This is a genomic window from Methanoregula sp. (assembly GCF_003170075.1).
Lineage (GTDB): Archaea > Halobacteriota > Methanomicrobia > Methanomicrobiales > Methanospirillaceae > Methanoregula.
The window spans coordinates 1-25,770 of sequence record NZ_PMZU01000038.1 but is presented as its reverse complement, the minus strand read 5'-3'; the positions used below and the strand labels follow the sequence as shown (position 1 = coordinate 25,770).

The window sequence follows — 25,770 nt, the reverse complement described above, 5'->3', positions numbered from 1 at the left end:
TAAAAGGTAATATGATACCAGTATAACATTAGGTACAAGGGAATTAGGGAATTATGAAGGCTCCACTGATAACGGTCGACAATATCTGTATGGATTTTGACGGCACACACACCCTTAAAAATATTTCATTTGAGATCTCAGAAGGGGAGATCATGGGGATTATAGGGAGGAGCGGTGCCGGCAAGACCGTACTGATGCACCTGATGAGGGGGGTGGAACAGCCACCCACGAGCGGCAGGATCATCTACCATGTTTCGGCCTGCCCTTCCTGCGAATTTATGGACGTTGCCAGTTCTGCCGGGAAACCTTGCCCGCACTGCGGTGGCACGCTTGCGGCAATTGATGTGGATCTCTGGAACGAGGCAGATGAGACGTTAAAACGCCGGGTCATGCGCCGTACCGCGATCATGTTCCAGCGGACTTTTGCCCTGTACGGCGATGACCGCGTGATCGAGAATGTCCTTCATGCACTTGACGATATCGATTACCCACAGGACGAGGCGATCAACCGTGCGGCAGACCTTATCGACCAGGTCCGCCTCTCCCACCGGATGATGCATATCGCCCGCGACCTCTCGGGAGGCGAAAAGCAGCGGGTCGTGCTTGCGCGGCAGCTTGCAAAAGAGCCGTTTCTGCTCTTTGCCGACGAACCGACCGGCACGCTTGACCCCGGTACTGCAAAGATTGTCCATTTGGTGCTTTCCGAAGCGGCAAAGACCAACAATATGGGCATGGTGGTTACTTCCCACTTCTCGCAGGTGATCGAGGATGTGGCCAGCCGTGCCCTTCTGCTCGTCGACGGTGCCATCGCAAAGATCGGAGCGCCAAAGGATGTGATTGTCGAGTTCATGAAAGGCTGCGACGACACGGAGACCTTCGAACACACGGCAGCGGGCGAGAAGATCGTGGCGGCACGGGATCTTGTCAAGCGCTACATATCGGTCGACCGGGGAGTCGTCAAAGCCGTTAACGGCGTCAGTTTCGATGTGTATACAAAGGAGATATTCGGCATCATAGGAAAGAGCGGGGCGGGAAAAACAACGCTCTCGCGAATCATCGCCGGCCTCATCGAGCCCACGAGCGGGGAGATCAACATCAGGATCGGAGAGGAATGGGTGGACATGACGAAGCCCGGCATCGACCAGCGGGGCCGGGCAAAGGAGTATATCGGCCTTTTGCACCAGGAGTACGACCTCTACCCGCACCGGACAGTGCTCGATAACCTCACCGATGCGATCGGCCTTGAATTCCCAAAAGAGCTGGCCATGCGAAAGGCGATCGTCACGTTAAAGATGTCCGGTTTCTCCGAAGAAAAGAGCAAAGAGATTCTCGACCGCATGCCGGCCCAACTCTCTGAGGGGGAGCGCCACCGGGTCGCCCTTGCGCAGGTTTTGATCCGGGAGCCCAAGATCGTGATCCTCGACGAGCCGACCGGTACCATGGACCCGATCACGAAGATCGATGTGAAGCACTCCATCATGCACTCCCGGGACGAGATTGACGAGACGTTCATCGTGGTCTCGCACGATATGGAGTTCGTGCACGACATCTGCGACCGGCTTGCCCTGATGCGGGGCGGAAAGATTGTTGAGATGGGGAAAACCGCCGATGTACTCGCGCACCTGACCGACGATGAGCGCAAGGTCATGAGCCAGAGCCAGCCTCCTGCTTGAAAAAGAGGCGCACATGATCCGTGTTCACCTTGACGGGGAGATCCGTGAAATCAGCGAGAGGAGCTCGCTTTCCACGCTCATTCCGGGCCAGCCTGCCGGGTGCGCTGTCGCCATTATACGGCCTGCAACACAGGAGCAGGAGAAGACCGCAAGTATCACGGTGACGACGACCACCGGGGAAATCACCATCGAACTGGCCGGCCGTGAGGTGGATGTGCTCGAACGCCCGGAGGCGGCCGGCAGCCTCGTTCTCCACTGGACGGACCGGTACGCGGCGGCGTTCGGCCCGTTCCCCTCTGAAATCCGCCCGGCCCGGAAACCCCATCTCTACGAGCGGGGCAATGTGATCCTCGGCTGCGGCGGATACGACCCGAAAACCTCGTACCTTATTTTTTCAAAAAGCCGCCACCTCGCGGATCACGGCGCCGATGAGTCCGGTGGCGTGGTCGGACAGGTCGTGAGCGGGAAGGCCGTGCTCGACCGGTGGGCGACGGGCGACAGGGTGACCAAAACCGAGCCGGTCATCAGCTGGGCGGATACAAGCCGGTCGTTCACCACCACCGACCCGAATCTCGTCCTTGAAGACGGGATGCTTATTGTGACCCGTGTCGAAGTGTTGGCACAGGGGTATACCCCGGAGCGGATCACGACCGAGGCCGCAGGAAGTGTCGAGCATTTGCTCGTCGCCCTCCAGTCCGGGAAGTTTGCGGTCGGGCGTGCGACAAGCACCCACATCCTTGACCAGAGGCTGGTCGGTACCGATGTACCCTCCCAGTTCAAACGCCCACGGCGGGAAGGAACAGTGACCGTGCGCACCGGAGGGCCTTCAGTCGGAGGCGTATACATCTACCGGGCGGATGTCCCGAGCAGCCCGGCCCACAGCGTGGTCGGACAGGTCGTTCACGGGATCGAACTCGTAAAACTTGCAAAAGAAGGCGATCTCCTCTCCACCCGGATAGTGCCTTCACGTATTGATCTCCTGGGCCTGCCGCTTGAGGAGGCAAAAAAGGTGGCGGCAGCCCGGGGGATCGCCTTTGCGATTGATACCGACGGTGCGGACCGGATTGTCGTGTCGCAGGAACCGGGCACGACGCTGGACGTGCTCAGCGAACGTTCGGCAACGGTGACAACAGCGCCGTTTGAACAAGTGATCGATATCGAACTCGACGATGCACGGGCCCCCATGAGCTGCGATGTATTCCGCCGGATCACCGGGTTAAAGGAGCACGATGCCGGCATGATGCCGGCGTTTTTTGTCTTCGATGATGTGTACCTCTTCAAGCCGAAGATCCCGACCACCATCAAGATCTATCCCGAGAACTGCCCAACCAGGGAAGTCCCCGGCGCAGCCCTCGCCATCACCAATGACTCGCGCAAAGGGGCCGGTCTTGTGGGGGTGCGGTTATCGGCGAACCGGGAATTTGGCCCGACTTCAGAACCGTTTGAAGGCACCAATATCATCGGGCGCGTGATCGATACGGACAAATTAAAGAGCGTTAAGGAGCGGTATATGGTGTATATCCGCGAGGTGAGGAAGTGACAGAATACACTCCGACAAACGCCGGGACCGTGACCCGGTACGTGGTGGTGGAGTCATACAACGTGACCCCGGCAGATGTCGCGATCCGGGCGTACGAGATAGCAAAGGGCGTGATGATCAAGGAGAACTGTTTTGGCCTGGTCGTCATGGGAAAAGAGGAAGATGTTGACCGGGTTATTGCCGAAGTCCGGAAGATGGACCCGGCGCATATATTTGTCAAGGACCGGGGCTTTCCCCCGGGAGACGCCCGAAGGTGCCGGGCGACGCTCGGGGGTGCACGGCCCGGGTTCCATGGGATCGAATTCGAAATGGGGATCCTCCCTTACATCTCCCACGCGCTCGAAGAGCTCGACCACCGTGACGCCGCAGCCATTGCCGCCCCGAAAAGTGCGCAGAACGCCCCCCGGCTTGACGTGTACACCTTAAAGAAAATGATCGATACACAGGAGCCCTGACCATGGTAAAAGTATTCATCTATCCCGCAACGAGCCTAATCCTCTCCGACATGGTAACCCGGTTCGGGCACACCCCGCTTGGTTCTGCGATTGCTATCCGCGAACGCGTCCAGACCCCGGGACTCGAATCAGTACCGCTCCAGATCACGCCCGAAGAGCCAAAGAAAGGTCTCCGCTGGGCGGCAGTTGAAGTCCCGAGCGGGGTGCGGGGGCGCATGTCCCTGTACGGCCCGATGGTGGAGGAATGTGACGCCGCGATCATCATCAACAACGCTGACCTCGCATTCGGCTGCATGGGCTGTGCCCGGACAAACGAACTCTTAAAGTTCCTGCTCCGGCAAAAGGATATCCCGAAACTCGAACTGGAGTACCCCGCAAACGAGGATGAGGGTGTACGGTTTGTCGCCGCGATCAAAAAGTTCCTGAATGACCTCGGGGGAAAACCATGACCGCACCGGTACGTATCGCCCAGCTCTCCTGCGGCCCGGACTACTCGGGCGTGCAGCAGGAGATTAACGCGGCCGCAAAAACCGTCAACGGCGAGATATTCTTCCCGGACGTCGCGCTCAAGGACATAACACGGGATTTTGACGCATTCGGCCTCGAAGTCAGGAGCCCCGACTTAAAACTCGCTATATCGCGGGCGATGGCGCTGGTCGACGGCCGTGTGGAAGCCGATGCGGTCTTTATTGCAACCTGTTTCCGGTGCGCCGAGGCTGCAATCGTGCGAAACGAGCTCAGGCGCTACATCCTTGAGCACTCGAAGCTCCCGGTCGTCAGTTACTCATTTACGGAACGCACTACTGCAGGAACGCTTCTAACCCGTATGGAAGCGCTCACGACGATTGCCCGGAGAAGGGCCCTTCTTGCCCGGGAGGTCCAGGAAGGGATCACGCTCGGGATCGATTCCGGCTCGTCGACCACGAAGGCCATCCTGATGAAGGACAACAAGATCATCGGCACCGGATGGCAGCCGACGACCGAGGTACTTAAGTGCGCACGGGAGGTAGTCGACCACGCTCTTGCCGAGGCGGGAATGAAACTTGAAGCTGTACAGGCGATCGGCACCACCGGCTACGGGCGTTTTCTGGTCGGAAAAGACTTCAACGCCGACCTGATCCAGGAAGAACTGACCGTGAACTCAAAAGGTGCAGTCTATCTCGCCAATAAGCAGCATGGGCCGGCGACCGTGATCGATATCGGAGGGATGGACAACAAGGCAATCACTGTCATGGACGGGATCCCCGGTACCTTCACAATGGGCGGCATCTGCGCCGGTGCAAGCGGCAGATTCCTGGAGATGACCGCAAAACGTCTCGGTGTCGATATCACGGAACTCGGGCCGCTTGCGATGAAAGGCATGGGCAGCCGGGTGCCTATGAACAGTTACTGTATCGTGTTTGGCACCCAGAGCCTCGTGAACGCCCTTGCCGCCGGCAGCACACGGGAGGATGTCGCGGCAGCGGCCTGCCACAGTGTCGCCGAGCAGGTCTTCGAGCAGCAGCTCCAGGAAGTCGATATCAAGGAGCCCGTGCTCATGGTCGGCGGCACCTCGCTCATAGAGGGGCTGGTGCACGCGATGGGCGAACTTCTCAAGGTAAAAATCGTCGTCCCGCCGCACTCGCAGTACATCGGTGCGGTCGGCTCAGCGCTGCTGGCATCAGGGTTTATAAAGGACGGGACAGATGCAGGCCATTGAATACTTTGAAGTGGAGTGCACGGAGAAACTGGGCGGCGAGTACTACCGGCAGATCGCAAATGACGTGCTCCTCGACCACAACCTGCTGCGGGTTATCCACAAGATCCACGTCTACATCGACCCGAAGGTGCCCATCTTTGTCGCTGTCGGGGTCTTAAGAAAAGTAACAACGCTTGTCAAAGTTGGCGATATCGCAAATGTTAACCCGCAGGAAGGGAAACTGACGCTCGCCATCTCAGACGAGACTTGGCTCGCACCGATGCTGAAGATCTTCTGGGATCGGTTCGGGAAAGAGCACGTTGACCAGCCGGACCGGTTCACGGTGATCCTGTATGGGGTCACGGCCGGAGCCCGGGAGATTGAGGAAATAGCCATCGCTGACCCGAGCAAGGCGCTGTACAAGGACCTTGTCTACGCCCTCCGGTGCATCTGTCCCGAGGGATTTCGGGTCAGGAGCGAGAATTACGGCGCCGAGAAGTTCTCGTTTGTGGCAAGCGAGGACACCTTAACGGACGCCGGCATGGCGCTTCTACGTGAGAAATTCGCGCTTATGGGGGAGACGCCATGATCCTTGTCCCGATCACGTACAGGGGCGGGGTCTACCGGCACAGCGAGATCATCGACCTAATCGAAGACCTCGGGGGTTACATCATCCAGAAGCACATGATCGCGCAGGAAGTCGTGCTCCAGTGCTTCGTGCCAAAGGACGATGTCGAGCTGATCCGGGCGATCGGAAAGCCACTTGCCGGGGAAGTGACCGATTCGCCGCTCGTGGGCACCGAGATCGCGGTCGTGAGCATGAGCCTTGAGATCCACCACCTGCCGCACCCGTCCTGCGATATTGCCGAGTACGTGCGCCGGCTCGGGGCCAAAAGCAACATGGTGGGGATGGCCCGGGGTGTCGGGAAACGGATCGCTGGCCTCAATGACGAGGAGCGCGATATCATCAACGAGCACGATATCGCGGTGTACCTGCTCGGGAACTTCGAGACCTGCATCGAGCACAAGATGCCGGTGCTGCTCCGGGGGATCGAGGTGCCGGTCGTCGTCTGCGGCGGCCCGGACAAGGAAGTGCTCCAGCGTATCGTGGAGCCAAAAGTGGAGGGGTACGTAGGAAACGTCGGCCGGTTCATGCACCGGACAAAAGAGTCCGAGGAACTCACGAAGCTCGACGAGATCATCGCGGAGATCACCCGGGTTCTTTCGAAACGCCGGGAGGCACTTGCAAAAGATCCGCTCTCGGTCTCCCCGGCCCGGCTCATGGACGTGATCCGGGAACAGGTGCCGGCCATTCTTACTGTGACCTCTCCGACCCCTCTCACGGTGCAGATGTCGGGGCTGCGGGTGAAGCTGCCGTACGACACCTACGCAGAGGTGCTCCGGAAGATCGAGATCGAGGATGGAATAAAAATCGGCGACATCGCGGACATCGAGCCCTCGCGGATGCGGGACTACATTATCGTGAGGGTCAGACCGTTCTCTGAGACAAACACGGTGATATGAGGTATCATGGGACGCAAACAGGAAGATGATTTTGAGGCCCGGCTACGGCAGATTGTTGATCAGGGCGCTGACGCCACGGCCGATGAATGGCTTAGGGTGATCGAGAACGAGTACGGTAAGGTGCCGCTCATCTTCAGGCGCATGGGAGAGCGGCCCGAAGTCCTCATCTCTCACCTCCTGTACAAAAGTACCGTGGCTGAGACGAGTCAGCTTGACCCCAAGTACGTGGAACTGATCAGCATGGCGGTCGGGGCGGCCCTGAAATGTCCGTACTGTACCAGTTACCATATGCAGGCAGCGACCAGGATGGGGGCAAGCCGGGAGGAGATCCTTGAAGTGATACTGCTCTCGGGCATGATTGCAAACTCCTCGGTGCTTGCCAACGCCTACAGGGTCGTCGACGAGAAACTGGAGAAGTGTTTTCCCTGCGATGTAAAATCGGTGCCGCAGAAGAAAGCCGCCGGGAAAAAGAAGATTGGAACGGCTCATAAGAAAAAGTGAGACCGGTTTCCTTTTTTGGTAGTCCCTGAACCCTTCAGGGGCTGCCCTGATTTTTCCGGGAGACTTTCCCGGGATTTCCGAGGGTTGTTTCAACTGTTTTTTTCCCCACAGGGAAGTTTCCGGCACGGTAATTCCCAGGACGAGAGATACATGAACCGGGAACATTGCAGAGGGGAGCCGGAAGGGGGGGTGGTCACATATGTACCCTCCCAACCCCCCCTACCCCCAGCTAGCAATCATGAAAATCGTAGTACAGGCTCCATATCACCTTTTTAATCCTCCACAGACCATAGATTAAACGAATGTGCGGGATCGCAGGACAGTACTGCTTTAAAGGCGGCAGGCCGAAAAGCCGACTCCTTGCAGCCATGTCGGAGAGGCTCGCTCACCGGGGGCCCGATGGCGAGGGCACGCATATCAGCGGAAGCACCGGGCTTGTCCACCGGCGGCTCGCCATCATCGACCTGTCTCCCGACGGTCTCCAGCCGATGACAAACGAAGACAGCTCGCTCTGGCTGGTCTTTAACGGCGAGATCTACAATTTTGTCGAACTCCGCGAAGAACTGGCGAGAAAAGGGCATACATTTTACTCCAAGTCAGATACGGAGGTGATCCTCCATGCCTATGAGGAATGGGGGCATGACTGCCTCGCACGGTTCAACGGTATGTGGGCGTTCGCACTCTGGGACGAGAGAAAACAGGAACTCTTCTGCGCCCGGGACCGGTTCGGCATCAAGCCCTTTTATTATACTACTGTCGGCGGCTCGTTTTTATTCGCATCCGAGATCAAGGCACTGCTCGTCCACCCGGATGCCGGGAACACACCGGACGACAAAATGCTCTGCACCTACCTCGCTTGGGGCGTGCAGGACCATTGCAGCCGGACCATGTTCGAAGGCATCCTCCAGATCGAACCGGGCCATGCCCTGATCGTTACAAGAGAGGGGATACAGCCGCCGTTCCGGTACTGGGACATAACGGTAAACCCCGAGATCGGAACTGATAGCGATGAGGATGCAATAGCCACACACCTCCGCGAACTCCTGACCGATGCCGCCCGTAGCCACTTAAAAAGCGATGTGGCTGTCGGCACGTGCCTCTCGGGCGGGATTGACTCATCGACGCTTGCCGTCATCATCAACACGCTCATCAGAAAAGATTCCCCCGACAGAGTTGGCACACGGCAGAAAACCTTCTCCGTAGTTTTTTCCAATAAAAAATTTGATGAAAGCCAATACATCAACGATGTCGTAGCCGCAACGGGCGTAGATGCAGCCCGTACAGAACCAACACCCAACCAGCTCTGGGAAGACATAGACCGCCTCGTGTATATACAGGACGAACCTTTCGGTTCGCTCTCTATGTACGCCCAGTACTGCGTGATGAGACTCGCCAGCACAAAGGTCAAGGTGGTGTTGGATGGACAGGGGGCTGACGAACTCCTTGCCGGGTACCTGGGGTACCAAGGCAGTTACATCAGGGAACTCATATGGACGTTCCACTGGGGAACCGCACTCTCTGAGATTATCGGAAGCATCCGGCACCACCATGGCTTCTTTACTGCCGCACTGCAGCAGTTAAGGGTGCGAAAAGCGCGCAGGGGTCTTCTGAAATGTATCCCGGAAACGATCGATCGTTACCAGGGCACCCTTGATAAAGTCCTTTATCGCGAGCTCGTCTCCACCAATCTGCCGGAACTTCTTCATTACGAGGACCGCAACTCCATGGCATTTTCCATTGAAGCAAGGGTGCCGTATCTCGATATAAGGGTAGCTGAGTACATCGCATCACTCCCCTTCAAAGAAAAGATCCACAACGGTGTCACGAAAGCGGTGCTGCGGCGGGCAATCAAGGGCCTGATCCCGGAATCCATCCGCTGCCGCCAGGATAAGATGGGGTTTGTTACCCCGGAAGAATGTTGGATGAAAAACGAACTCAGGCCGTTCGTGCTCGGGATCCTCTCATCAGGGAGTTTCAAATCCCGGCCCTACTGGGATGCTGATGCGGTGGCAAAAAACTATCTCGCGTTCATCGAAGGTACGTCCGCATATTCCTTTGATGTTTGGCGGATCATCTGCGCCGAAATGTGGTTGAGGAAATTTATTGATTCTCCGTGTGGGACGGCGCCGGTAGCGTAACCAGTATCGTGCGGGATCGACTTTTATAAGGAATAACTCCGGACACAATGTCCTGTATGAATACCGTTCCGGGATCTCTTGACAGGTTCCGGTACACCTATCAAGGCGAATTCATGAAGACGATTATCCTTGCCGGGCGGCGTGGGAACCAGGCTCTGGCCTCTCTCGCGTGAATATTTCCCCAAGTAGTTCATCCCGATGGATGGAAATTCCCTGTTCCAGAAGACCTGCGAACGGGCGGCCAAACTCTCGCGGGAGGATGAGATCTGGGTGGTGACAAACGAGATCCCCCAGTATCTTGTCAAAAACCAGATGGACGATCTGGGCTATTCAATCCCGGACGACCACATCCTCTCTGAGCCGGAAGGAAAGAATACGTTGCCTGCGATCGCATGAGCGATACAGCAGATCAAAAAAGAGGACAAGAACGCTACCGCAGTGGTGTTCCCAAGCGATCATCTGCTCGGCGATGTCGCAATCGACCAGATTAAGGCCGCAGAACCTCTCGCACGGGAATACCTTGTCACATTCGGGGTAAAACCCACATCGCCCCACACAGGATACGGGTACAGCAAACCGGGAAAGGCGCTCACCCATGGATCCGTGTCGATCAGTTCAAGGAAAAACCGGATGAAAAGACCGCAACGGACTACGTGAAGAAAGGGTACCTCTGGAACAGCGGGATCTTCCTCCTTTCCATCCCGGTATTCTTTGAGGAACTCAAAAAATACCAGCCTCACCTCTCTGCCGCGTTTGGCAGTGCCAGCGTCCCGGAGTACGCGAAGCTGGCATCCATCTCGATCGATTACGGCCTGCCCGAACCTTCAAAGAAGGTGGCCGTGGTGCCGCACGATGCCGAGGGAAATGTCGGGACAGCCGAGTGCCTGTCGGCACGGGACAGCTACGTGCAAGCACCAGGCAAGCACGTGGGCATGATCGGCGTGGATAACCTCGTCGTCGTGGATACGGCCGATGCACTTCTCATCTGCGACAAACGTCACACGGAGCAGGTAAAAGACCTCATCCACAGGTATAAGAAGCGGGACGACCCGGTCACCCGGTTCCACCGGCAGGTGCACCGTCCTTGGGGATTGTATACAGTGCTTGAGGATGCGAAGGGCTACAAGATCAAGCGCATGACCGTAAAGCCCAACCGGAAACTCTCCCTCCAGCTCCATCACCACCGGAGCGAACACTGGGTCGTTGTGAGCGGGGACGGCGGAAATCGAACTCAACGGTGAGACAACACTGCTCCGGCAGGGGGAGAGTACCTTTGTAAGGAGCGGGATCCGGCACCGGATCAGGAACCCGGGCGTGATCCCTTTAGAGATCATCTAGGTGCAGCTCGGGGAATATCTCGAAGAGGACGATATCGTCCGGTTCAAGGACGATTACGGGAGAACGTAGGGATTACTTCCGCCGCACAAAAGATGGGGACGGACCCCAATCCCCATGCCCGTCCCCTGCCACCAGACACTTTTTTCCGCTCCCGATAAGATCTCTCCTGCCCGCTATGCGGAGCCCTTCGAGTACGAGGGTTCGGTTTCCCGGTTCCCGGTACTGCATCAGCGCCCGCTGGATCTTCTTCTCCCGGCCTTTGGGCACATACACCGGTTCGAGCGTAAACGGGTTCATGCCGGTGTAGTACATGCACGTGGAAACGCTCATGGGCGTCGGCGTGAAATCCTGCACCTGCTCGGTGTAGAGCTGGCGGTCCCGGATATACTCCGCGAGCTCGACCATGTCCCCGATTGTGCAGCCCGGATGGCCGGACATAAAGTAAGGAACAAGGTACTGGCGTTTTCGTTTCCCCTGCTGGAGTGCCTCGAATAGGTCGTGGAACCGGTCAAAGACTGCACCGTCCGGCTTGTTCATCGCGGCGGTGACCTTTGGGCTAGCATGCTCCGGGGCGACCTTGAGGTGGCCGGAAACGTGCCGGTCGCAGAGCTGCGAAAGATAATTGGAGCCGGGATCGTCGACGAGGACAAGATCGTACCGGATGCCTGAACTAACGAATACTTTTTTCACGCCCGGCACTTCGCTGACCTTTTCCATGAGTTCGGTGAGTCGCCGGTGACTTGTTTTGAGGGTCTTGCACGCCGGGGTGCAGGATTTGTCCGGGCAGGCGCCCACCTTTTCCCAGCACCCACATTCCATCGCGTACATGTTTGCCGTCGGGCCGCCCACATCCTGGACGATCCCCTTGAAGTCTGGCATCGCGACCATCCGGGTCACTTCGCGGACGATGGATTCAATGCTCCGGCTCTGGATGATCCGTCCCTGGTGGTGGGTGAGGGCGCAGAACGAGCAGCTCCCGAAACATCCCCGGTGGCTCACGACAGAGAACTGCACCGGTTCAAGCGCAGGGACCGGCTTCTGGTACGAAGGGTGAGCCCGGCGGGAGAAGGGCAGCTCGTAGATATGGTCGAGCTCGGCCGTAGAGAGAGGCTGGGCCGGGGGGTTCTGGACGATCACCGTCTTTGGGTGAGGCTGGACGACCGGTTTTCCCCGGACCGGGTCCTGTTCGCGGTAGTGGAGGGCAAACGCCCGGGCGTATGCGGTCTTGTCCGAACTAACATCGGTAAAACCGGGGATCTCGATAACCCCTTCCGGCCGGGCGGTACGCCATTCGGCAACTTCCATCGCATATGCAGTTCCCCGGATATCCCGCAGTGATCGGGCAGGCTCCCCCACATCCAGCTGCCGTGCAATTTCGACCATCTGCCGCTCGCCCATGCCGTAGACCAGAAGGGTGGCAGGGGCATCGGCAAGGATCGACTGGCGCACCCGGTCCTGCCAGTAATCGTAGTGCGCAAACCTGCGCAGGCTCGCTTCGATGCCCCCGATAACGATCGGGACATCGGGATATGCCCCGTGAACCCGGTTTGCATACACGATGGTCGCCCGATCCGGGCGCCGGGGAACCCCGCCGGGAGAGTATACATCGGAACTTCGCCGTTTCAAGTTCGGCGTGAGGTTGTTGACCATCGAGTCGACGTTGCCGGACGATATGCCAAAAAAGAGCCGGGGCTTTCCGAGAGCCGTAACGTCCCGGTCGGTCTTCCAGTCCGGCTGGGCGATAATGCCGACCGAAAATCCTGCGTCCCAGAGGACCCGGCCAATAAGTGCCGTGCCAAATGACGGATGGTCAACGTATGCATCACCGGTGACAAGAATAATATCGAACTGATCGATGCCAAGAGCCTTTCCCTCTTTGAGGGAGACTGGAAGAAACGGGGGCTGGGATCTCATAAAAACCGGGGATTTGTGCGGCTCATGCCCGTGGCCGCCGGGTCAGGTCGCGAATAATCTCGGCAAGTCCCCCTGACGTGCCCTCTTCTTCCTTTGCTGTCTCTTCCTCTTTGGGCACGGGCTTTTCTGCCGGTGCGGTTTCCTTCTCGTGCGGCGGGGACGCCTTTACGGTCGCCTCATCTTTTTTATGGACCGGCAGGGACACCCGGGTCTTTTCATCGAAGACGCGGTGGATGTCAAGCCCGGTAAATTCGAGAATGACTGCCTCGGCAACGATGTAGGTGACTGCTTTTTCCCGCAGGCACCCGGTCAACGCGTGCCCGGCCCGGCCGACCGATGCGTGGTAGTGAATAAAAGGACCGTCATCACCCGGGCAGATGGTACCGATGCCCACCATCTCCCAGCCACCTTCAAACATGACATGATGCGGCTCAGGAGGAAGTACTGCCTCCTCGGGACCAGTCACCATCCGACCCTGCCTGAGTGCGCCAAGAAAAAGGATTGCACCGGTCTGTACCGATTTATTCCGTATGAACTCGTGCGTGACAGCCAGAAAATCTTCGCCGTCATCGATCCTCACGACAAAAACCCTGCCGAGCCGACCTTCCGAATATTGCATATACGCGCTCTTTTTTTGTATCTGGGTATTCATACGATTGACGTGAATTTATATCTCTTTTCCTCCAAAAAAGGGAGAAATCACGGTTCCCGGCCGGTGCCGTACAGGGAAGATGAGAAAACTGCCGCGCGCGGTTTATCTTCCCCCGGCCCCGCCACCGCCGAACCCTCCGCCACCACCGAAGCCGCCTCCAAAACCTCCTCTTCCAAACCCGCCGCGGGAGCTTCCCTGACTCATGGGCATGAAGGTACTGATCGGCAGGAATACGGAATTCATTCCCATAACACCAAGCGGGACCCCGGTATCGGCGATCGGGATATTGAGCGCCTTCATCGCCTGCTCCACCTTGTCACCGACACCGAGTGCCGTACCGTAGACCAGCCAGTCTCCCCACATGGGGAGATCCTCCGGGGCATATTTCCTGATCATGGCAAGATCGGACAGGAAATGCGCAAATGCATCCCATTCCAGCTTGTCCTTGTAATGATCGTCCTTCCAGTGTCCGAAAAGGGTCGATGGCGCACACCAGGCAATAACCAGCTGCACGACCACAATAACCAGAAGCGCCACTGCAGGATACAGGATGAAAGACTGCATCGGCAGTATAAGCGCAAGCATGAATGTGATAGCACAGAGCACAGCACCTACCGCAATAAACGGGGAGATATGATCCCTGCCGTCAACCATGTATTCGTAGGCAATGGTGGTATCCGCCCGGGTCGTCACATCGGAGAGATTTCTCTGGTACTGCAGCGCTTTTTCCTCAGCAATACTGTTAACCTGCGCATTTCTGACCAGCGTTTTAAGGGTATCGGTATTGAGCACGCTGTTTTCTGAGAGACGCTGGATAAATGCAAGGACTCGTTGCTCATAGGGATCGTTTGTCGCCGTGGAAAGAACCCGGATCTCAGGACCTTTCCCTTCACCGTTGGTGGTAATAGATATGAGTTTTCTCCTGTGCAGATCAAGGAGCGTGGCATAATATCCGTCCTGGTCGAAATCCAACGCGTCGTCTTTGAAGAGCAGGTTCACCTGCCAGGGCTTGAGCCCGGGGTTGGGGATGGTGCTCAGGTAGGTCGTAACGGTGAATTTTCTCTCCCGCCCGTAATGGTAATATATGAGAAGCATGATAAGCGGCACCAGAAGCACGGCCGCTTTTGCCAGGTAATTAAGGAGCGTGGCAACCGTGTAGGGCAGGTTATACCAGAAATTCGCAGATGCGGTCTGTGACTGCAGATTCGAAGCCTTGCTCCGGAATCCCGGCATCTGGCCAAATCCGTTTTCTCCTGCCAGCATTTCAACGGCGATATTCTCATTTTCTGCGGCACTTCCGGTAATCGTATAGGTATCCCCGGTCTTATCAGCGGTAAGGGTAGGGGGGTATACATAAATCTGCTCAATACCGTCTGCCGGCACCGTGATCCTGATATACTGGTAGGGGATATGATTCGACCCGGCGAATTGGAGGTTGAGATGGGCAGTTGTCCCGTCATCCTCAATGGGTGGATGAACCACATACGTGGTCTGAACCGTATAGGTTCCCTCTGAATAGTAATCCGGGTCAAAGATTCCCACTTCGTTTGTATCAGCCAGGCTGCCGATCTGCTCTTTTACTGACGCAGCGGAGGTTCCCGTTACTGCAACATCAGAAGACGCATCCTTCGCATATCCAAAGGAACCGGGGGGTGGCACAATCGATTCAAACTGGACATACGGCTCGGAGCTGCTTGTGAACGTCAGCGTCGAGTCCCACGAACGGTAAAGCATCCGGTATTCTCCGGACGAATGCACATTGTAAATGTACTGCTCCTGCAGGGTACCGTTATCGTTCAGTGTTGCTGTATACGAGTCGACGACAAGGTCCCCTTGGAGAAGAGGCGGAATCACGGTTACAAGGATCAGGCCCACAATGCCCAGAATCAGAGTGACAATGACGATGCCGGCGATCTGCCGTGTTTCACCCACGACAATTCCCCATTAGAACTCGATTTTCGGGGGAGTCTTGATCTCTTCTTCGAACTGGAGATATTCGAGCTTCGGCAGGTGAATCAGGTACCCGATGAACTTCGAAGGAATTGTGTCCATCATCGTGTTGAACTCCTGCGAGATGTTGTTGTAGGTATACCGCTGGCGTGCGATCTCATCTTCGAGGCCTTTGACTGAGTCCATGAGCGAGGTGACGGTCTGGGAGGTCTTTAATTCGGGATAGTTTTCGGCCACGGCAAGCAGGCGCCCAAAGATTGAACGGGACTCTGCCTCGACTTTGTTGAGGTCCCCGGGCCCTGCCGTTGCAACGCTCGCCCGCATGGCGGTAACTTTGGTAAAGGTCTCCTGCTCGAACTTCGCGTAGCTCTTGACTGCACCGAGCAGCTGCTCGATCATGTCCAGACGCTTCTTCATCGCGACCCGGATCTGCCCGAGGGTTGCCTCGGAAGAATTTTTCAGGGAATAGAACCGGTTGTATATCCCGACTGCCCAAAGGACAAGCCCGATGATGATGATGACGATGACGGCAAGGATTATCCAGCCAATGATATCTCCAAGCATGTTTTATCAGTACACTGATGAACCCGGTACCAGATAATAGGTGAGGTACCCCAACATCATGACAGGAATTCTCACGAGTGATCAGATCAAAAGAAAAAGAGGTTCTGGAGATTATAGCAACCTATGGCAGGGTCAGGGTTCCGACAACCCTGAGCTTACCGCCTTCGAGGTAATTGAGCACCACCCGGGCGCCGGAGGGGTACACCAGATCCTTTTCAAGGGTGAACGTGAGTTCAGGCATCCTCCAGTCCCCCCCTGACGACACTTTGGTAATACGGGAAGGCACAAACTGCATCCAGTGGCCAAGATAAATCACCATGTCTTCCTTTAACGGCGCCGGCCAGTACTTCACCAGCTGCGCTTTGCCCGTGACGGTGGCCGAACACTTCACTGCTGGATCGTTTGTGAGGACGTAGCCCCGGTCGAGGTCTTCTGTCTCGACGCCTTTGAGAGCCAGGCCGACACGGTCTCCGGCAACCGCGATCTCCGCATCATCCTCGTGCTTCTGGATGGATCGGATCTGGGCGGTTTTTGTGGTCGGGAGCACCTTTAAGGAATCGTGTTTTTTTATGACCCCGTGGGTAACGCATCCAAGGACAACGACGCCGACGCCTTTGACATTGAAGTGGTGATCGATGGGAACTGCGCCGTTTCCACCGCCTTCCTTTACTTTCTGGTGGGCGGTCATCCTGGATGCGGCGTCGAGCAGTTTCTCCCGTAAGCCGAGCGGATCGTTTTCAATGACCTCGTAGTGCTCAAGGACTGTACCTTTGATGAGCGGGGCGATCTGGTCAGGAGTGAGGTAATTCTTGAAAATAATATATCCATTCGCTTTTCCTGCGCACTGGAGCATCAGGACGGTTTCCCCGAACGTCGCGTTGATCTCATCAACAACGAGAACCACACGGTCCGCAAGGGTGATCGCATAGAACAGTGATGAGAGTTTTTCGGGGTACCGCGTCGGTTCGATGAAGGTGATCGTTGCTCCGCCTTTCTTGAGGTTATAGAAGGTAATATCGCTCGTGGTCCCCTTCTTTCCCAAATCGTCGGCATAGCCGTTCGGGGCTAAAACGGCGACGGTGATATTGGACATGATGGAGAGCATTGGATTTGTGATGTATTATGCTTTACAGACCACCATGAAAATAATTTAAGGGATCTTCCTTATTCACCGGATTAAAGAAAAACGGTTATTATGGGGATTTTTGTTCCGGGTGAGGTGCGCCAACCGGAGGGACGCCCAGTGCTGCGAGGAGTTCATTTTTATCTGTCACCACCCGTGACGCTTGTTCGAGCATGAGATTAACCCGTTCGTGGCTCCCGGTCATCCTGAAATCTGTCCTGAGGGCAATCACCCGTTTTTTAAGAGCCGCAGCATAGCCCATCTCCCATGCGGTTCCCGAGTCTGCATCAGCCCCGTCAATGATCGCGACTATGATGTCCGCATCGCGGATCGCTCTCCTGTTGTGATTGTATATCCGAACATGTTCCTGCCGGTCCCTTACCGCATGGTTGTCCCCGGTATCCTGCGGGAGAGAGATCTCAAAATAATGAGATCTGAGCAGCTCCGCAATGGCTGCATTGTAGGATCGCTCGCTTTCAGAAAAGAGCGGGGCGGCAAAGTAGATCCGGTATTTCGAGAACTCGGCGACATCCTGTGCCGGGATGTTCGGGAATTTTGCGTAAAATACACCCCGACCGGCTCTCTTGGCGGGTTTGTCGCCTTCTGCGCCATAATAGGTGCTCGTGACACCGCAGGTGGGCGATGAGTTGACGCCAAGGATACAGAGCGGCGGCCCCCACTCTTTGATGATCGTGTTCACCTGCCTACACAGCTCTTCGAGAAGCGTGGCAAATTCCGGGGTATTCAGGCGTTCAAGATAGGTTCCGGGTTTCCGGTCCGGCCCAAGGTACTGGGTCTCAGGGCATGAGAGGGGCACAACGTCTATCCCAAACTTCTTACAGCGTCCGATGGAACGTGCAAACAATGCAATATCAGAGGGATGTGTAATTCCTTTTGCCCGCAGGGAGGGGTTGAGAATACAGGGGGAACAAAGTACGTACATTGATACAGTTGTGAACGCACAGAATAATCAATGATTCCGCTTGTTGCCTACCGGGACAACAGCTGCGATCCCCGCAAGTGCACGGTAAAGAAACTCGAGCGGGCCGGCTTTTTGAGGATCGTAAAAAAAATCTCGCAGATCCCGAGAAACACCCTGCTGCTCGACCCGACCGCCGAACAGGCACTCTCTCCCGCAGACAAGCACGTAAAATCCATTACCGCTCTGGACTGTTCGTGGGAGGTGCTGGATACCGGTTCGGTCAGGTCGTGGAGGATCCGACGGGCACTTCCCTTTCTGATGGCGGCAAACCCCGTCAATTTTGGCAGACCCTGCAAGCTCACGTCCATTGAGGCCCTCGCCGCTTCGCTCTATATCCTTGGCGAGCAGGAACGGGCGGCACAGATCCTTGGCTGTGTCAGCTGGGGCATCCGGTTTCTGGAGGTCAACAAGGAACCGCTGGAACTGTATGCTACGGCAAAGGACAGCACAGAAGTGGTGAAGTTTCAGGCACTGTTTTTATAGGGGTCCCTGAATCTTATGATCTCCCGACTCTCAGGGCATCGACAGAATCCTGATTGTTGAGGTGACAGAAGTGAAGATATGGTACCTGATGATCTGGGTCTGCAGCACTACGGATTACAAAATACCAGTGTATTCTGCTAAAAAAATATCCCGAAAGATCCAATCAGGCCCAACAAGCAACCTTTATCTCATCTGATTCCTACAGTTTCGGTATATGATCAAGGTTGCCATCAACGGGTACGGTACCATCGGGAAGCGCGTTGCCGATGCAGTTGCAGCCCAGAAGGACATGAAAGTGATCGGCGTCTCAAAGACCCGCCCGAACGCCGAGGCATTTATCGCAAAACAGCGGGGATACGCCCTCTACATTGCGGACCTCTCAAAGAAGGCGGCGTTTGAAAAAGCAGGCCTTACGGTTGCCGGCTCGGTCGAGGACATGTGCAAGGCTGCTGATGTGATTGTAGACGCGACACCCGGTGATGTCGGTGCGACCAACAAGCCCCTCTACGAGAAACTCGGGAAAAAGGCGCTCTGGCAGGGCGGCGAAGAACATGAAGTTGCCGGATTCTCCTTTAATTCGTCCTGCAACTTCAAGGATGCCATCGGCCGGCAGTTTGTCCGGGTGGTCTCCTGTAATACCACCGGCCTCTGCCGGATCATCCATGAGATTGACAAGGAATTCGGAGTGGAGCACGTCCACGCGATCATGGTACGCAGGGGATCCGATCCCGGCGAGATCAAGAAAGGACCGATCGATGCCGTGGTCCTCGACCCGGTGACCGTCCCGAGCCATCACGGCCCCGATGTGCAGACCGTACTCCCTCACATCTCGATCACGACCATGGCGATGATTGTCCCGACCACAATGATGCATATGCACGCAATCCGGATCACGACAAAAAAAGACGTGAACCGCGAGAAAGTGATCGAGCTTATCAAAAACCATCCCCGCATGGGTCTCGTGAAGAAAACCGCTGGTATCAGGAGCACCGCAGAGCTCAAGGAATTTGCCATGGACCTTGGCCGGCAGCGGGCGGATCTCTACGAGAACTGTATCTTTGAGGACTCCATCTATGCCAATAAAAACGAGCTCTGCTTCTTCCAGGCCATCCACCAGGAGGCGGACGTTGTTGTCGAGAACGTGGACGCGATCCGTGCGATGACCGGCCTGTGTAAGGATGCGGCAACCTCCATAAAGATCACCAACGACGCTCTCGGGTTTACCCCCATCCAGAATAACCATTAACTCCCTTCATAACCCATACTTTTTAATGGACACATTCGAACGGGTTACCCGGAACACCGTTGAAATCGTCACGGAAGACGAACTCCGTGCTCTTCTTGCCAGACCCATAAAGAAGGTATACGCAGGGTACGAACCAAGCGGCGAGATCCACCTTGGCCACCTTGTTACGGTAAACAAACTTGTCGATCTCCAGGCAGCAGGCTTTGAAGTCACGGTCCTGCTCGCTGACCTGCACGCGTTCCTCAACCGGAAAGGGACCATGGAAAAGATCGGGGATCTCGCCGAGTACAATCGCCGCTGTTTTGAAGGACTCGGCCTCAAAAACGTAAAATACGTGCTCGGTTCCGATCTCCAGCTCAACCGCGACTACGAGCTGCTTGTCCACCAGCTCTCCCAGCAGATCACCCTTGCACGGGCGACCCGGAGCATGGACGAGGTCGGCCGGCAGATGGACCACCCGACCGTCTCGCAGATGGTGTACCCGATCATGCAGATGGCGGATATCGCGATGCTCGGCGTTGACGCCGCAGTCGGCGGGATCGACCAGCGGAAGATCCACATGCTCGCCCGGGAGCACCTGCCAAACTTCAAATTCCCGGCCCCGGTCTGCATCCACACGCCGATCTTAAACGGCCTTGACGGGAAGAAAATGTCTTCGTCGCAGGGGAATTATATCTCGGTTGCCGACAGCGAGGACGAGATCAGGAAAAAATGCCAGAAGGCATTCTGCCCGCCGGAGATTGCCGAGAACCCAATCCTCCAGATCTTCCAGTACCATATCTTCCCCCGCCTCCCTGAGATCACGATAAAGCGGCCGGAAAAATTTGGGGGCGACCGGACCTTTACCAGATACACGGAGCTCGAATCTGCCTATAGCAAAGGAGAGATTCACCCGCTCGATCTCAAGAAAGCCTGCGGCGAAGGGTTGGTCGAGATCCTCGCCCCGGTGCGCGACTATATACGCTGAACGGATGAAATCCGTGTAACCCGGAGCCCGGGAATCGCCATGAGCATCGAACAACAGGAGGAGGCATTCGACAAGCGCCTCGCTGAGATGGGTATCCGCATAAAAGATGCGAACAACCTCAAGGTCAGCGAGAATGTCTTTGACGAGGTCACACTTCTTGCCCTTTACAAACTCGTACACAAGAAATGGCTAACGGCGATCGGTGGCTCCATCAGCACCGGGAAAGAGGCCAACGTTTTTTTGGGCGAACGGGGAGATGCGGCAGTCGCCATCAAGATCTACCGGATCCAGTCGGCGAATTTCACCACTATGAGCTCGTACATCACCGGAGACCGCCGGTTCTCCCATGTGAAAAAGTCCAAAAAGGAGCTCGTCTTTGCCTGGACAAAAAAGGAGTTCTCCAATCTTGCGCGGGCACAGGAAGCAGGACTTCCCGTACCGGAGCCACTTGTGTGGGACAGGAATATCCTTATCATGTCCTTTCTTGGAGAAGGGGAATGCCCGTATCCCCAGCTGAGAAATGTGGCAATCGACAATCCTGCCGACACTTATGAAAGCGTTATAGCAATGATCGACACGTTATATAACAAGGCAGAACTGGTGCATGGTGACTTAAGCGAGTTCAATATATTATACCATGACCACCCATACCTCATCGATATGGGACAGTCGGTGACCCGGGATCACCCGCGTGCACTCCAGTTCCTGATGCGGGATATCCGGAATGTCATCCGGTTTTTCAAAAAGAAAGGCTGCAGGGTAAAGACAGAATATGAAGTCTTTAATGCCATAACCGGACTTAATGTTGCTGAACCCTGATAATGATGGAGCGCATACCAGTATGCACAAAGGATCCAAAAGAAACCCCGGCCCGAAGAATATAACCGGTTTTACAAACTACAGGTGATTGAATCATGATACAGGAACTAAAAGTTGCAACAAGCAGGGTGGGCGTGCTGATTGGAAAGGGCGGTGCGACAAAAAAAGAGCTTGAATCAAAGACCCACACGACCATTTCTATCGACAGCAAGGAGGGGCTGGTGAAAGTGGAGGGTGCAGAGGAAAACGCCATCCCTCTCCTCCGGGCCGTCGAGATCATCAACGCCATTAACGCAGGGTTCTCACCCGAGCGTGCATTCGAGATGATCGAAGACGAGGATCTCCTTCTCGATATCATCGACCTCTCCCGTGCGGCAGACAATCCCAAGCAGCTCGACCGGCTCCGCGGGCGGATCATAGGTAAAGACGGCCGGGCCCGCGAGCAGATCGAGAACATGACCGATGTGGATCTCTCGGTCTTTGGTCACACCGTTGCCCTCATCGGCTATCCCGAACAGATGAAGATCGCACGGGCGGCCATCGACATGCTCATCGAGGGCGTTCCCCACGAGAACGTCTTTGCGTTCCTAGACAAGAAGAAAAAAGAGGCCAAGCAGGATATGATCAGTTATTACTACTGATCCCCTCGATTTTTCCAGATTCAACCGTCTTTTTTTATGCGATCCACCACGGTTCCATTCTCTCGAAAACAAAGTGCCCGAGACCCCAACTGGAGAACCCCAAGACCGGACGGCTGCATGTGTCGCCATCACCGGAATATAACGATATATCGATGCCGACCACGATACTAAATGGAGATTCCATGCAGATTCAGGATCTTGCCATACCCGATGCCCTAAAACAGCAGTACTTAGGGTCTGGCATCAGGGAACTCTACCCGCCGCAGGCCACGTGTGTCGAGAAAGGGCTGCTTGACGGCAAGAACCTCCTTGTCGCAATCCCGACTGCAAGCGGGAAGACGCTGATCGCGGAGATGGCGATGCACCGCCATATCGCCGCCGGGGGAAAGTGCCTGTACATTGTCCCGCTTAAGGCTCTTGCGTCGGAAAAGTTCGAGGAGTTCGGTAACAAAGGGGTACGGGTTGGTATCTCGACCGGGGATCTTGATCGGCGCGATGATGCCCTTGGCAGGAACGATATCATTGTCGCGACGAGCGAGAAAGTGGACTCCCTGCTCAGGAACAGCGCACGCTGGATCCCGGAGATCACGCTCATTGTCGTGGATGAAGTGCACCTGATCGATTCCCCGGACCGGGGCCCGACGCTCGAGATGGTGATCGCAAAGATGCGGTACCGGAATCCTGCCATGCAGATTATCGGCCTTTCGGCGACAATCGGCAACCCGAAGATGCTTGCCGGGTGGCTGGATGCGGAGCTGGTCACCAGTACCTGGAGGCCGGTGGACCTGCGCCAGGGCGTTTTTTTCAACAACCGGATCCAGTTCACGGAAGGGGTGCGGGAAGTCAAACAGGTATCGAAGAACTACGACGATCTAAACCTCTGCCTGGATACGATTGCCGAAGGAGGGCAGTGCCTTGTCTTTGTCTCGTCGCGCCGGAACGCTGAGGCGTTTGCAAAACGGGCAGCGGCGGCGATAAAAAGCGAGGACCCGGCGCTTACCGGATGTGCAGACCGGCTTCTGGCCGCGGCACAGACCGAGATGGGAAAGACCCTTGCCGCGTGCGTGGCAAAAGGCGCTGCATTCCACCATGCCGGCCTGAGCCGGAACGAGCGATCGATTGTGGAGGAGGCATTCCGTAAAGGCTGGATCAAGTGCATCTCCTCCACGCCGACCCTTGCCGCTGGTCTCAATCTGCCGGCACGCCGGGTCGTGATCCGCGACTACCTTCGGTTCTCGGCCGGCGAGGGGATGCAGCCGATCCCGGTCAGCGAGTACCGGCAGATGGCTGGCAGGGCCGGCCGGCCCCGTCTCGATCCGTATGGCGAGGCCGTGCTGATCGCAAAGGAGGCCGTGCAGGTACCGGAACTTTTTGCGTGTTATATCGAAGCGGCCGCTGATGATGTCCATTCACGGATCGCCGAGCCAACCGCACTCTACACCCATGTTCTTTCCCTTATCGCCTCGGGCTTTGCAAAGACCCGTGACGAGCTCTCAGAGTTCATGAACCGTTCGTTTTACGTCCACGAACACCGGCAGGGCCGGCTCATGCACCGGGCGGTGGATGCTGCGCTTGAGTTTTTGATCTCGGCAGAAATGGTCCTGGAAGTCGGGGAGCACCTGGGAGCAACCGAGCTTGGCACCCTTGTCTCACGGATGTACATCGACCCGAGAAGTGCATCTGCGATTGTCACGACTCTTCGGGAACGAGAGGAATACGCGGATCTGGGCCTTGTCCAGCTCATCTGCAGTACGCCCGATATGCCCAAACTCTATGCCAGAAATTCCGATCTTGCCGCGCTCTCGCGTATGATGGAAGACAAGGCCGACGAACTCTGGCTCCCGTTGCCAACGGACGAGGAGGAGGCTGAAGGGTATTACCGTGCAGTAAAAACTGCGATGCTTCTATCGGACTGGACTGATGAGCTCCCGGAAGAGAATATCTGCGAGCGGTATGCCGTCGGGCCGGGCGATGTTTATGGACTGGTCGAGAGCATCAACTGGCTGCTGCATGCGACATCCCAGCTGGCCCGGATGTTTGCCCCGAAATTCTACCCGCAGATTAACGAATGCGAGATCTGCATGAAAAACGGGACCCGGCGTGAGCTGCTCCCGCTCATCCGGCTCCGGGGCATCGGCCGTGTCCGTGCCCGGCGCCTCTTCAATAACGGTATGACGTCACCGGAGGAGATCAAAAAACACCCGCGTGAGGATATCGTCCGGATCCTCGGGCAGGGTATAACGGATCAGATTTTTGAACAGTTAGAGCCAAAGAACAAAAGTACGGATACAACAAGCGTGAATGGGGAAAGATCTGCCGGCCAGTCCACGCTGTTCCGTTTCGGGTGAGTTTGTGGAGCCTGCATCGTTTTCCTGCGAGATTGGGTTTGCAGAAGTGACGATCCGGGATCGCGCTGCCCTGCTTGGCGTGCTGCGGGAGATTGCCCGTCGCTACGCCGCCCGCATTGTCTGTTTTGACGCGGAAAAACTCGCCGGCCGGGCGCACGCAGAGGCCGCACTCCGGCATGCACACCGGTCATTCGCACAGGGCAGCGCGATCTCCAACTCGTTTGAGATGGAGGCGTTGCTTTACGCTGCCGGGACCCGGCAATGCAGTGCGGCCGTCTCGTTTGGCCTCCACGACGGCGAAAACCACCTGTATGTCTGCTGCTGCCCGGCACCGGAGGGAATCTGGAGGGATCTGGCCGTGCACATGCAGTTTGGCGGGGAACCTGACGATACCATATCTCCTAAAAAAGCCGCTAGGCTTGCAGTCCTGTTCGATATCACACCAGAAGAAATCGCGGCGACGGGTCACGATCGTATCCGCAACCTGGTACTGGAGAGAGTCGCGCTGCTGGACGTCTGTAAATAACGGATGTAATAACGCACGTCCCACCTGCGCCAGCTTGTTATGAGCCTGCAACCAGATCTGTTTTTCGGGCACGAAAACCAAAAAGAGGGTTATTTGTTTGCGTGGGAGAGGATGTGGGGAATCTCCGGAACAATGAGCGTTTTCGTGGCAAGGGTAACCGCAGGGGTGGAGCCAGGTATACAGAAAACCACCCTGCCGCGGATTGTACCGGCAACGGCCCGGGAGAGCATGGTGGAAGTCCCGATCTCCTCGTAGCTTTTCATCCGGAAGAGTTCTCCAAAACCATCAATCTTCTTTTCAAGGAGCGGGGTGACAGCCTCGATAGTACAGTCGTCGTGTGTCAGCCCGGTGCCCCCATCGATGATAATGCAGTTGCAGGTTTTAAGGGCTTGGTACAGCTCAAGCCGGATGGCTTCGATCTGGTCGGGAACGACCGCATAATGCTGAACCGGAATCTTTGCTTCGGTCAGGATTGCCTGAATAGTCTTCCCGCTGGAATCCGTTTCTTTTGTTCGTGTTGTGGATACCGTGATTACTGCGCCGGTTATTAGAATTGGTTGGACGTGTTCCTGCTTCATAATGATAAAGGTAATGGAGATTACTCATTAATAGAAGTATGAGATCCACGATTTTCTCGTTTTTTTGAACTGTTTTTATAAAAATGGGGCAACCCCTTTGTTTCCAGTGGAGATTTGATCCTCCCTCCGC

At 56.1% G+C, this 25,770-nt stretch carries 27 protein-coding genes; 20 read left to right on the top strand and 7 right to left on the bottom strand.

Annotated features, from left to right (window positions below; genetic code table 11):
• Window positions 1-53 precede the first annotated feature (53 nt).
• The 13 genes from atwA to QZN75_RS04370 all read left to right on the top strand — a co-directional run bounded on the left by atwA (window position 54) and on the right by QZN75_RS04370 (window position 10,847).
• Window positions 54-1,673, top strand: a complete 1,620-nt coding sequence (atwA, locus tag QZN75_RS04430) for a methyl coenzyme M reductase system, component A2 (RefSeq protein WP_292425289.1) — start codon at window positions 54-56, stop codon at window positions 1,671-1,673.
• Between the two features lie 13 nt (window positions 1,674-1,686).
• Window positions 1,687-3,213: a methanogenesis marker 3 protein gene (locus QZN75_RS04425; RefSeq protein WP_292425286.1), complete on the top strand. Its 1,527-nt coding sequence runs from the start codon at window positions 1,687-1,689 to the stop codon at window positions 3,211-3,213.
• Window positions 3,210-3,668, top strand: a complete 459-nt coding sequence (locus QZN75_RS04420) for a methanogenesis marker 6 protein (protein ID WP_292425283.1) — start codon at window positions 3,210-3,212, stop codon at window positions 3,666-3,668. Before QZN75_RS04425 ends, QZN75_RS04420 begins: the two co-directional genes overlap by 4 nt.
• 2 nt (window positions 3,669-3,670) lie before the next feature.
• On the top strand, window positions 3,671-4,117 hold the full coding sequence (locus QZN75_RS04415) for a methanogenesis marker 5 protein (RefSeq protein ID WP_292425281.1): 447 nt from the start codon (window positions 3,671-3,673) through the stop codon (window positions 4,115-4,117).
• Window positions 4,114-5,367, top strand: coding sequence for a methanogenesis marker 15 protein (locus tag QZN75_RS04410; protein ID WP_292425278.1), 1,254 nt, complete (start codon window positions 4,114-4,116; stop codon window positions 5,365-5,367). The genes QZN75_RS04415 and QZN75_RS04410 overlap by 4 nt, the downstream gene beginning before the upstream one ends.
• The gene (locus QZN75_RS04405) at window positions 5,354-5,935 is read left to right on the top strand and encodes a methanogenesis marker 17 protein (RefSeq protein ID WP_292425275.1); all 582 of its coding nucleotides are present in this window, start codon (window positions 5,354-5,356) and stop codon (window positions 5,933-5,935) included. Before QZN75_RS04410 ends, QZN75_RS04405 begins: the two co-directional genes overlap by 14 nt.
• Window positions 5,932-6,870: a methanogenesis marker 7 protein gene (locus QZN75_RS04400; protein ID WP_292425272.1), complete on the top strand. Its 939-nt coding sequence runs from the start codon at window positions 5,932-5,934 to the stop codon at window positions 6,868-6,870. The genes QZN75_RS04405 and QZN75_RS04400 overlap by 4 nt, the downstream gene beginning before the upstream one ends.
• Window positions 6,871-6,876: 6 nt before the next feature.
• The gene (locus tag QZN75_RS04395) at window positions 6,877-7,371 is read left to right on the top strand and encodes a carboxymuconolactone decarboxylase family protein (RefSeq protein WP_292425270.1); all 495 of its coding nucleotides are present in this window, start codon (window positions 6,877-6,879) and stop codon (window positions 7,369-7,371) included.
• A 302-nt stretch (window positions 7,372-7,673) separates the two neighbouring features.
• A complete protein-coding gene (gene asnB / locus QZN75_RS04390; RefSeq protein WP_292425269.1) occupies window positions 7,674-9,509 on the top strand; it encodes an asparagine synthase (glutamine-hydrolyzing) in 1,836 nt (611 codons plus the stop codon).
• A 198-nt stretch (window positions 9,510-9,707) separates the two neighbouring features.
• Window positions 9,708-9,905 (top strand): hypothetical protein, encoded by a 198-nt coding sequence (locus tag QZN75_RS04385; RefSeq protein ID WP_292425267.1) that lies wholly within the window; start codon window positions 9,708-9,710, stop codon window positions 9,903-9,905.
• Window positions 9,906-9,950: 45 nt separating this feature from the next.
• Window positions 9,951-10,166 carry a sugar phosphate nucleotidyltransferase gene (locus QZN75_RS04380; protein WP_292425263.1) on the top strand — a complete coding sequence of 72 codons (216 nt, stop codon included), beginning with the start codon at window positions 9,951-9,953 and terminating at the stop codon, window positions 10,164-10,166.
• A complete protein-coding gene (locus QZN75_RS04375) occupies window positions 10,163-10,750 on the top strand; it encodes a hypothetical protein (RefSeq protein WP_292425261.1) in 588 nt (195 codons plus the stop codon). The genes QZN75_RS04380 and QZN75_RS04375 overlap by 4 nt, the downstream gene beginning before the upstream one ends.
• Window positions 10,734-10,847 (top strand): cupin domain-containing protein, encoded by a 114-nt coding sequence (locus QZN75_RS04370; RefSeq protein WP_366652799.1) that lies wholly within the window; start codon window positions 10,734-10,736, stop codon window positions 10,845-10,847. Before QZN75_RS04375 ends, QZN75_RS04370 begins: the two co-directional genes overlap by 17 nt.
• Window positions 10,848-10,919: 72 nt before the next feature.
• Here QZN75_RS04370 and QZN75_RS04365 read toward each other — a convergent pair whose 3' ends face one another.
• From QZN75_RS04365 to QZN75_RS04340, 6 genes are all read right to left on the bottom strand, one after another.
• Window positions 10,920-12,761 (bottom strand): YgiQ family radical SAM protein, encoded by a 1,842-nt coding sequence (locus QZN75_RS04365; protein ID WP_292425259.1) that lies wholly within the window; start codon window positions 12,759-12,761, stop codon window positions 10,920-10,922.
• A gap of 22 nt (window positions 12,762-12,783) precedes the next feature.
• Complete coding sequence (locus QZN75_RS04360) at window positions 12,784-13,413, bottom strand: PPC domain-containing DNA-binding protein (protein WP_292425256.1); 630 nt, start codon at window positions 13,411-13,413, stop codon at window positions 12,784-12,786.
• Window positions 13,414-13,515: 102 nt separating this feature from the next.
• A complete protein-coding gene (locus QZN75_RS04355; RefSeq protein ID WP_292425253.1) occupies window positions 13,516-15,345 on the bottom strand; it encodes a DUF2207 domain-containing protein in 1,830 nt (609 codons plus the stop codon).
• A 12-nt stretch (window positions 15,346-15,357) separates the two neighbouring features.
• Entirely contained in the window at window positions 15,358-15,927 is a 570-nt protein-coding gene (locus QZN75_RS04350; RefSeq protein ID WP_292425250.1) for a LemA family protein, read from the bottom strand.
• Between the two features lie 121 nt (window positions 15,928-16,048).
• On the bottom strand, window positions 16,049-17,020 hold the full coding sequence (locus tag QZN75_RS04345; protein WP_292425247.1) for an EF-Tu/IF-2/RF-3 family GTPase: 972 nt from the start codon (window positions 17,018-17,020) through the stop codon (window positions 16,049-16,051).
• Between the two features lie 100 nt (window positions 17,021-17,120).
• Window positions 17,121-17,993, bottom strand: coding sequence for a nucleoside 2-deoxyribosyltransferase (locus QZN75_RS04340; protein ID WP_292425244.1), 873 nt, complete (start codon window positions 17,991-17,993; stop codon window positions 17,121-17,123).
• A 30-nt stretch (window positions 17,994-18,023) separates the two neighbouring features.
• Here QZN75_RS04340 and QZN75_RS04335 point away from each other — a divergent pair, with 30 nt between their 5' ends.
• The 7 genes from QZN75_RS04335 (at window position 18,024) to cgi121 (ending at window position 25,062) form a co-directional block, all read left to right on the top strand.
• A complete protein-coding gene (locus QZN75_RS04335; RefSeq protein WP_292425241.1) occupies window positions 18,024-18,515 on the top strand; it encodes a DUF367 family protein in 492 nt (163 codons plus the stop codon).
• Window positions 18,516-18,729: 214 nt separating this feature from the next.
• A complete protein-coding gene (locus QZN75_RS04330; RefSeq protein WP_292425237.1) occupies window positions 18,730-19,761 on the top strand; it encodes a type II glyceraldehyde-3-phosphate dehydrogenase in 1,032 nt (343 codons plus the stop codon).
• Between the two features lie 25 nt (window positions 19,762-19,786).
• Window positions 19,787-20,728 carry a tyrosine--tRNA ligase gene (locus QZN75_RS04325; protein WP_292425234.1) on the top strand — a complete coding sequence of 314 codons (942 nt, stop codon included), beginning with the start codon at window positions 19,787-19,789 and terminating at the stop codon, window positions 20,726-20,728.
• Between the two features lie 39 nt (window positions 20,729-20,767).
• Complete coding sequence (locus tag QZN75_RS04320) at window positions 20,768-21,547, top strand: serine protein kinase RIO (RefSeq protein WP_292425230.1); 780 nt, start codon at window positions 20,768-20,770, stop codon at window positions 21,545-21,547.
• A 95-nt stretch (window positions 21,548-21,642) separates the two neighbouring features.
• Window positions 21,643-22,188, top strand: coding sequence for a KH domain-containing protein (locus QZN75_RS04315; protein ID WP_292425227.1), 546 nt, complete (start codon window positions 21,643-21,645; stop codon window positions 22,186-22,188).
• Between the two features lie 182 nt (window positions 22,189-22,370).
• On the top strand, window positions 22,371-24,536 hold the full coding sequence (locus QZN75_RS04310; RefSeq protein ID WP_292425224.1) for an ATP-dependent DNA helicase: 2,166 nt from the start codon (window positions 22,371-22,373) through the stop codon (window positions 24,534-24,536).
• Between the two features lie 4 nt (window positions 24,537-24,540).
• On the top strand, window positions 24,541-25,062 hold the full coding sequence (gene cgi121, locus QZN75_RS04305; protein ID WP_292425222.1) for a KEOPS complex subunit Cgi121: 522 nt from the start codon (window positions 24,541-24,543) through the stop codon (window positions 25,060-25,062).
• Window positions 25,063-25,151: 89 nt separating this feature from the next.
• Here the strand turns inward: cgi121 and QZN75_RS04300 are convergent, their stop codons facing one another.
• The gene (locus tag QZN75_RS04300; RefSeq protein WP_292425219.1) at window positions 25,152-25,640 is read right to left on the bottom strand and encodes a molybdenum cofactor biosynthesis protein B; all 489 of its coding nucleotides are present in this window, start codon (window positions 25,638-25,640) and stop codon (window positions 25,152-25,154) included.
• Window positions 25,641-25,770: the final 130 nt, after the last annotated feature.

Excerpts from the sequence above, each read along its gene's own strand:
- atwA (WP_292425289.1), top strand. The coding sequence starts at position 54 with ATGAAGGCTCCACTGATAACGGTCGACAATATCTGTATGGATTTTGAC.
- QZN75_RS04425 (WP_292425286.1), top strand. The coding sequence starts at position 1,687 with ATGATCCGTGTTCACCTTGACGGGGAGATCCGTGAAATCAGCGAGAGG.
- QZN75_RS04415 (WP_292425281.1), top strand. The coding sequence starts at position 3,671 with ATGGTAAAAGTATTCATCTATCCCGCAACGAGCCTAATCCTCTCCGAC.
- QZN75_RS04410 (WP_292425278.1), top strand. The coding sequence starts at position 4,114 with ATGACCGCACCGGTACGTATCGCCCAGCTCTCCTGCGGCCCGGACTAC.
- QZN75_RS04405 (WP_292425275.1), top strand. The coding sequence starts at position 5,354 with ATGCAGGCCATTGAATACTTTGAAGTGGAGTGCACGGAGAAACTGGGC.
- QZN75_RS04400 (WP_292425272.1), top strand. The coding sequence starts at position 5,932 with ATGATCCTTGTCCCGATCACGTACAGGGGCGGGGTCTACCGGCACAGC.
- QZN75_RS04395 (WP_292425270.1), top strand. The coding sequence starts at position 6,877 with ATGGGACGCAAACAGGAAGATGATTTTGAGGCCCGGCTACGGCAGATT.
- asnB (WP_292425269.1), top strand. The coding sequence starts at position 7,674 with ATGTGCGGGATCGCAGGACAGTACTGCTTTAAAGGCGGCAGGCCGAAA.
- QZN75_RS04385 (WP_292425267.1), top strand. The coding sequence starts at position 9,708 with ATGGATGGAAATTCCCTGTTCCAGAAGACCTGCGAACGGGCGGCCAAA.
- QZN75_RS04365 (WP_292425259.1), bottom strand. The coding sequence starts at position 12,761 with ATGAGATCCCAGCCCCCGTTTCTTCCAGTCTCCCTCAAAGAGGGAAAG.
- QZN75_RS04360 (WP_292425256.1), bottom strand. The coding sequence starts at position 13,413 with ATGAATACCCAGATACAAAAAAAGAGCGCGTATATGCAATATTCGGAA.
- QZN75_RS04350 (WP_292425250.1), bottom strand. The coding sequence starts at position 15,927 with ATGCTTGGAGATATCATTGGCTGGATAATCCTTGCCGTCATCGTCATC.
- QZN75_RS04345 (WP_292425247.1), bottom strand. The coding sequence starts at position 17,020 with ATGTCCAATATCACCGTCGCCGTTTTAGCCCCGAACGGCTATGCCGAC.
- QZN75_RS04340 (WP_292425244.1), bottom strand. The coding sequence starts at position 17,993 with ATGTACGTACTTTGTTCCCCCTGTATTCTCAACCCCTCCCTGCGGGCA.
- QZN75_RS04335 (WP_292425241.1), top strand. The coding sequence starts at position 18,024 with ATGATTCCGCTTGTTGCCTACCGGGACAACAGCTGCGATCCCCGCAAG.
- QZN75_RS04330 (WP_292425237.1), top strand. The coding sequence starts at position 18,730 with ATGATCAAGGTTGCCATCAACGGGTACGGTACCATCGGGAAGCGCGTT.
- QZN75_RS04325 (WP_292425234.1), top strand. The coding sequence starts at position 19,787 with ATGGACACATTCGAACGGGTTACCCGGAACACCGTTGAAATCGTCACG.
- QZN75_RS04320 (WP_292425230.1), top strand. The coding sequence starts at position 20,768 with ATGAGCATCGAACAACAGGAGGAGGCATTCGACAAGCGCCTCGCTGAG.
- QZN75_RS04315 (WP_292425227.1), top strand. The coding sequence starts at position 21,643 with ATGATACAGGAACTAAAAGTTGCAACAAGCAGGGTGGGCGTGCTGATT.
- QZN75_RS04310 (WP_292425224.1), top strand. The coding sequence starts at position 22,371 with ATGCAGATTCAGGATCTTGCCATACCCGATGCCCTAAAACAGCAGTAC.
- QZN75_RS04300 (WP_292425219.1), bottom strand. The coding sequence starts at position 25,640 with ATGAAGCAGGAACACGTCCAACCAATTCTAATAACCGGCGCAGTAATC.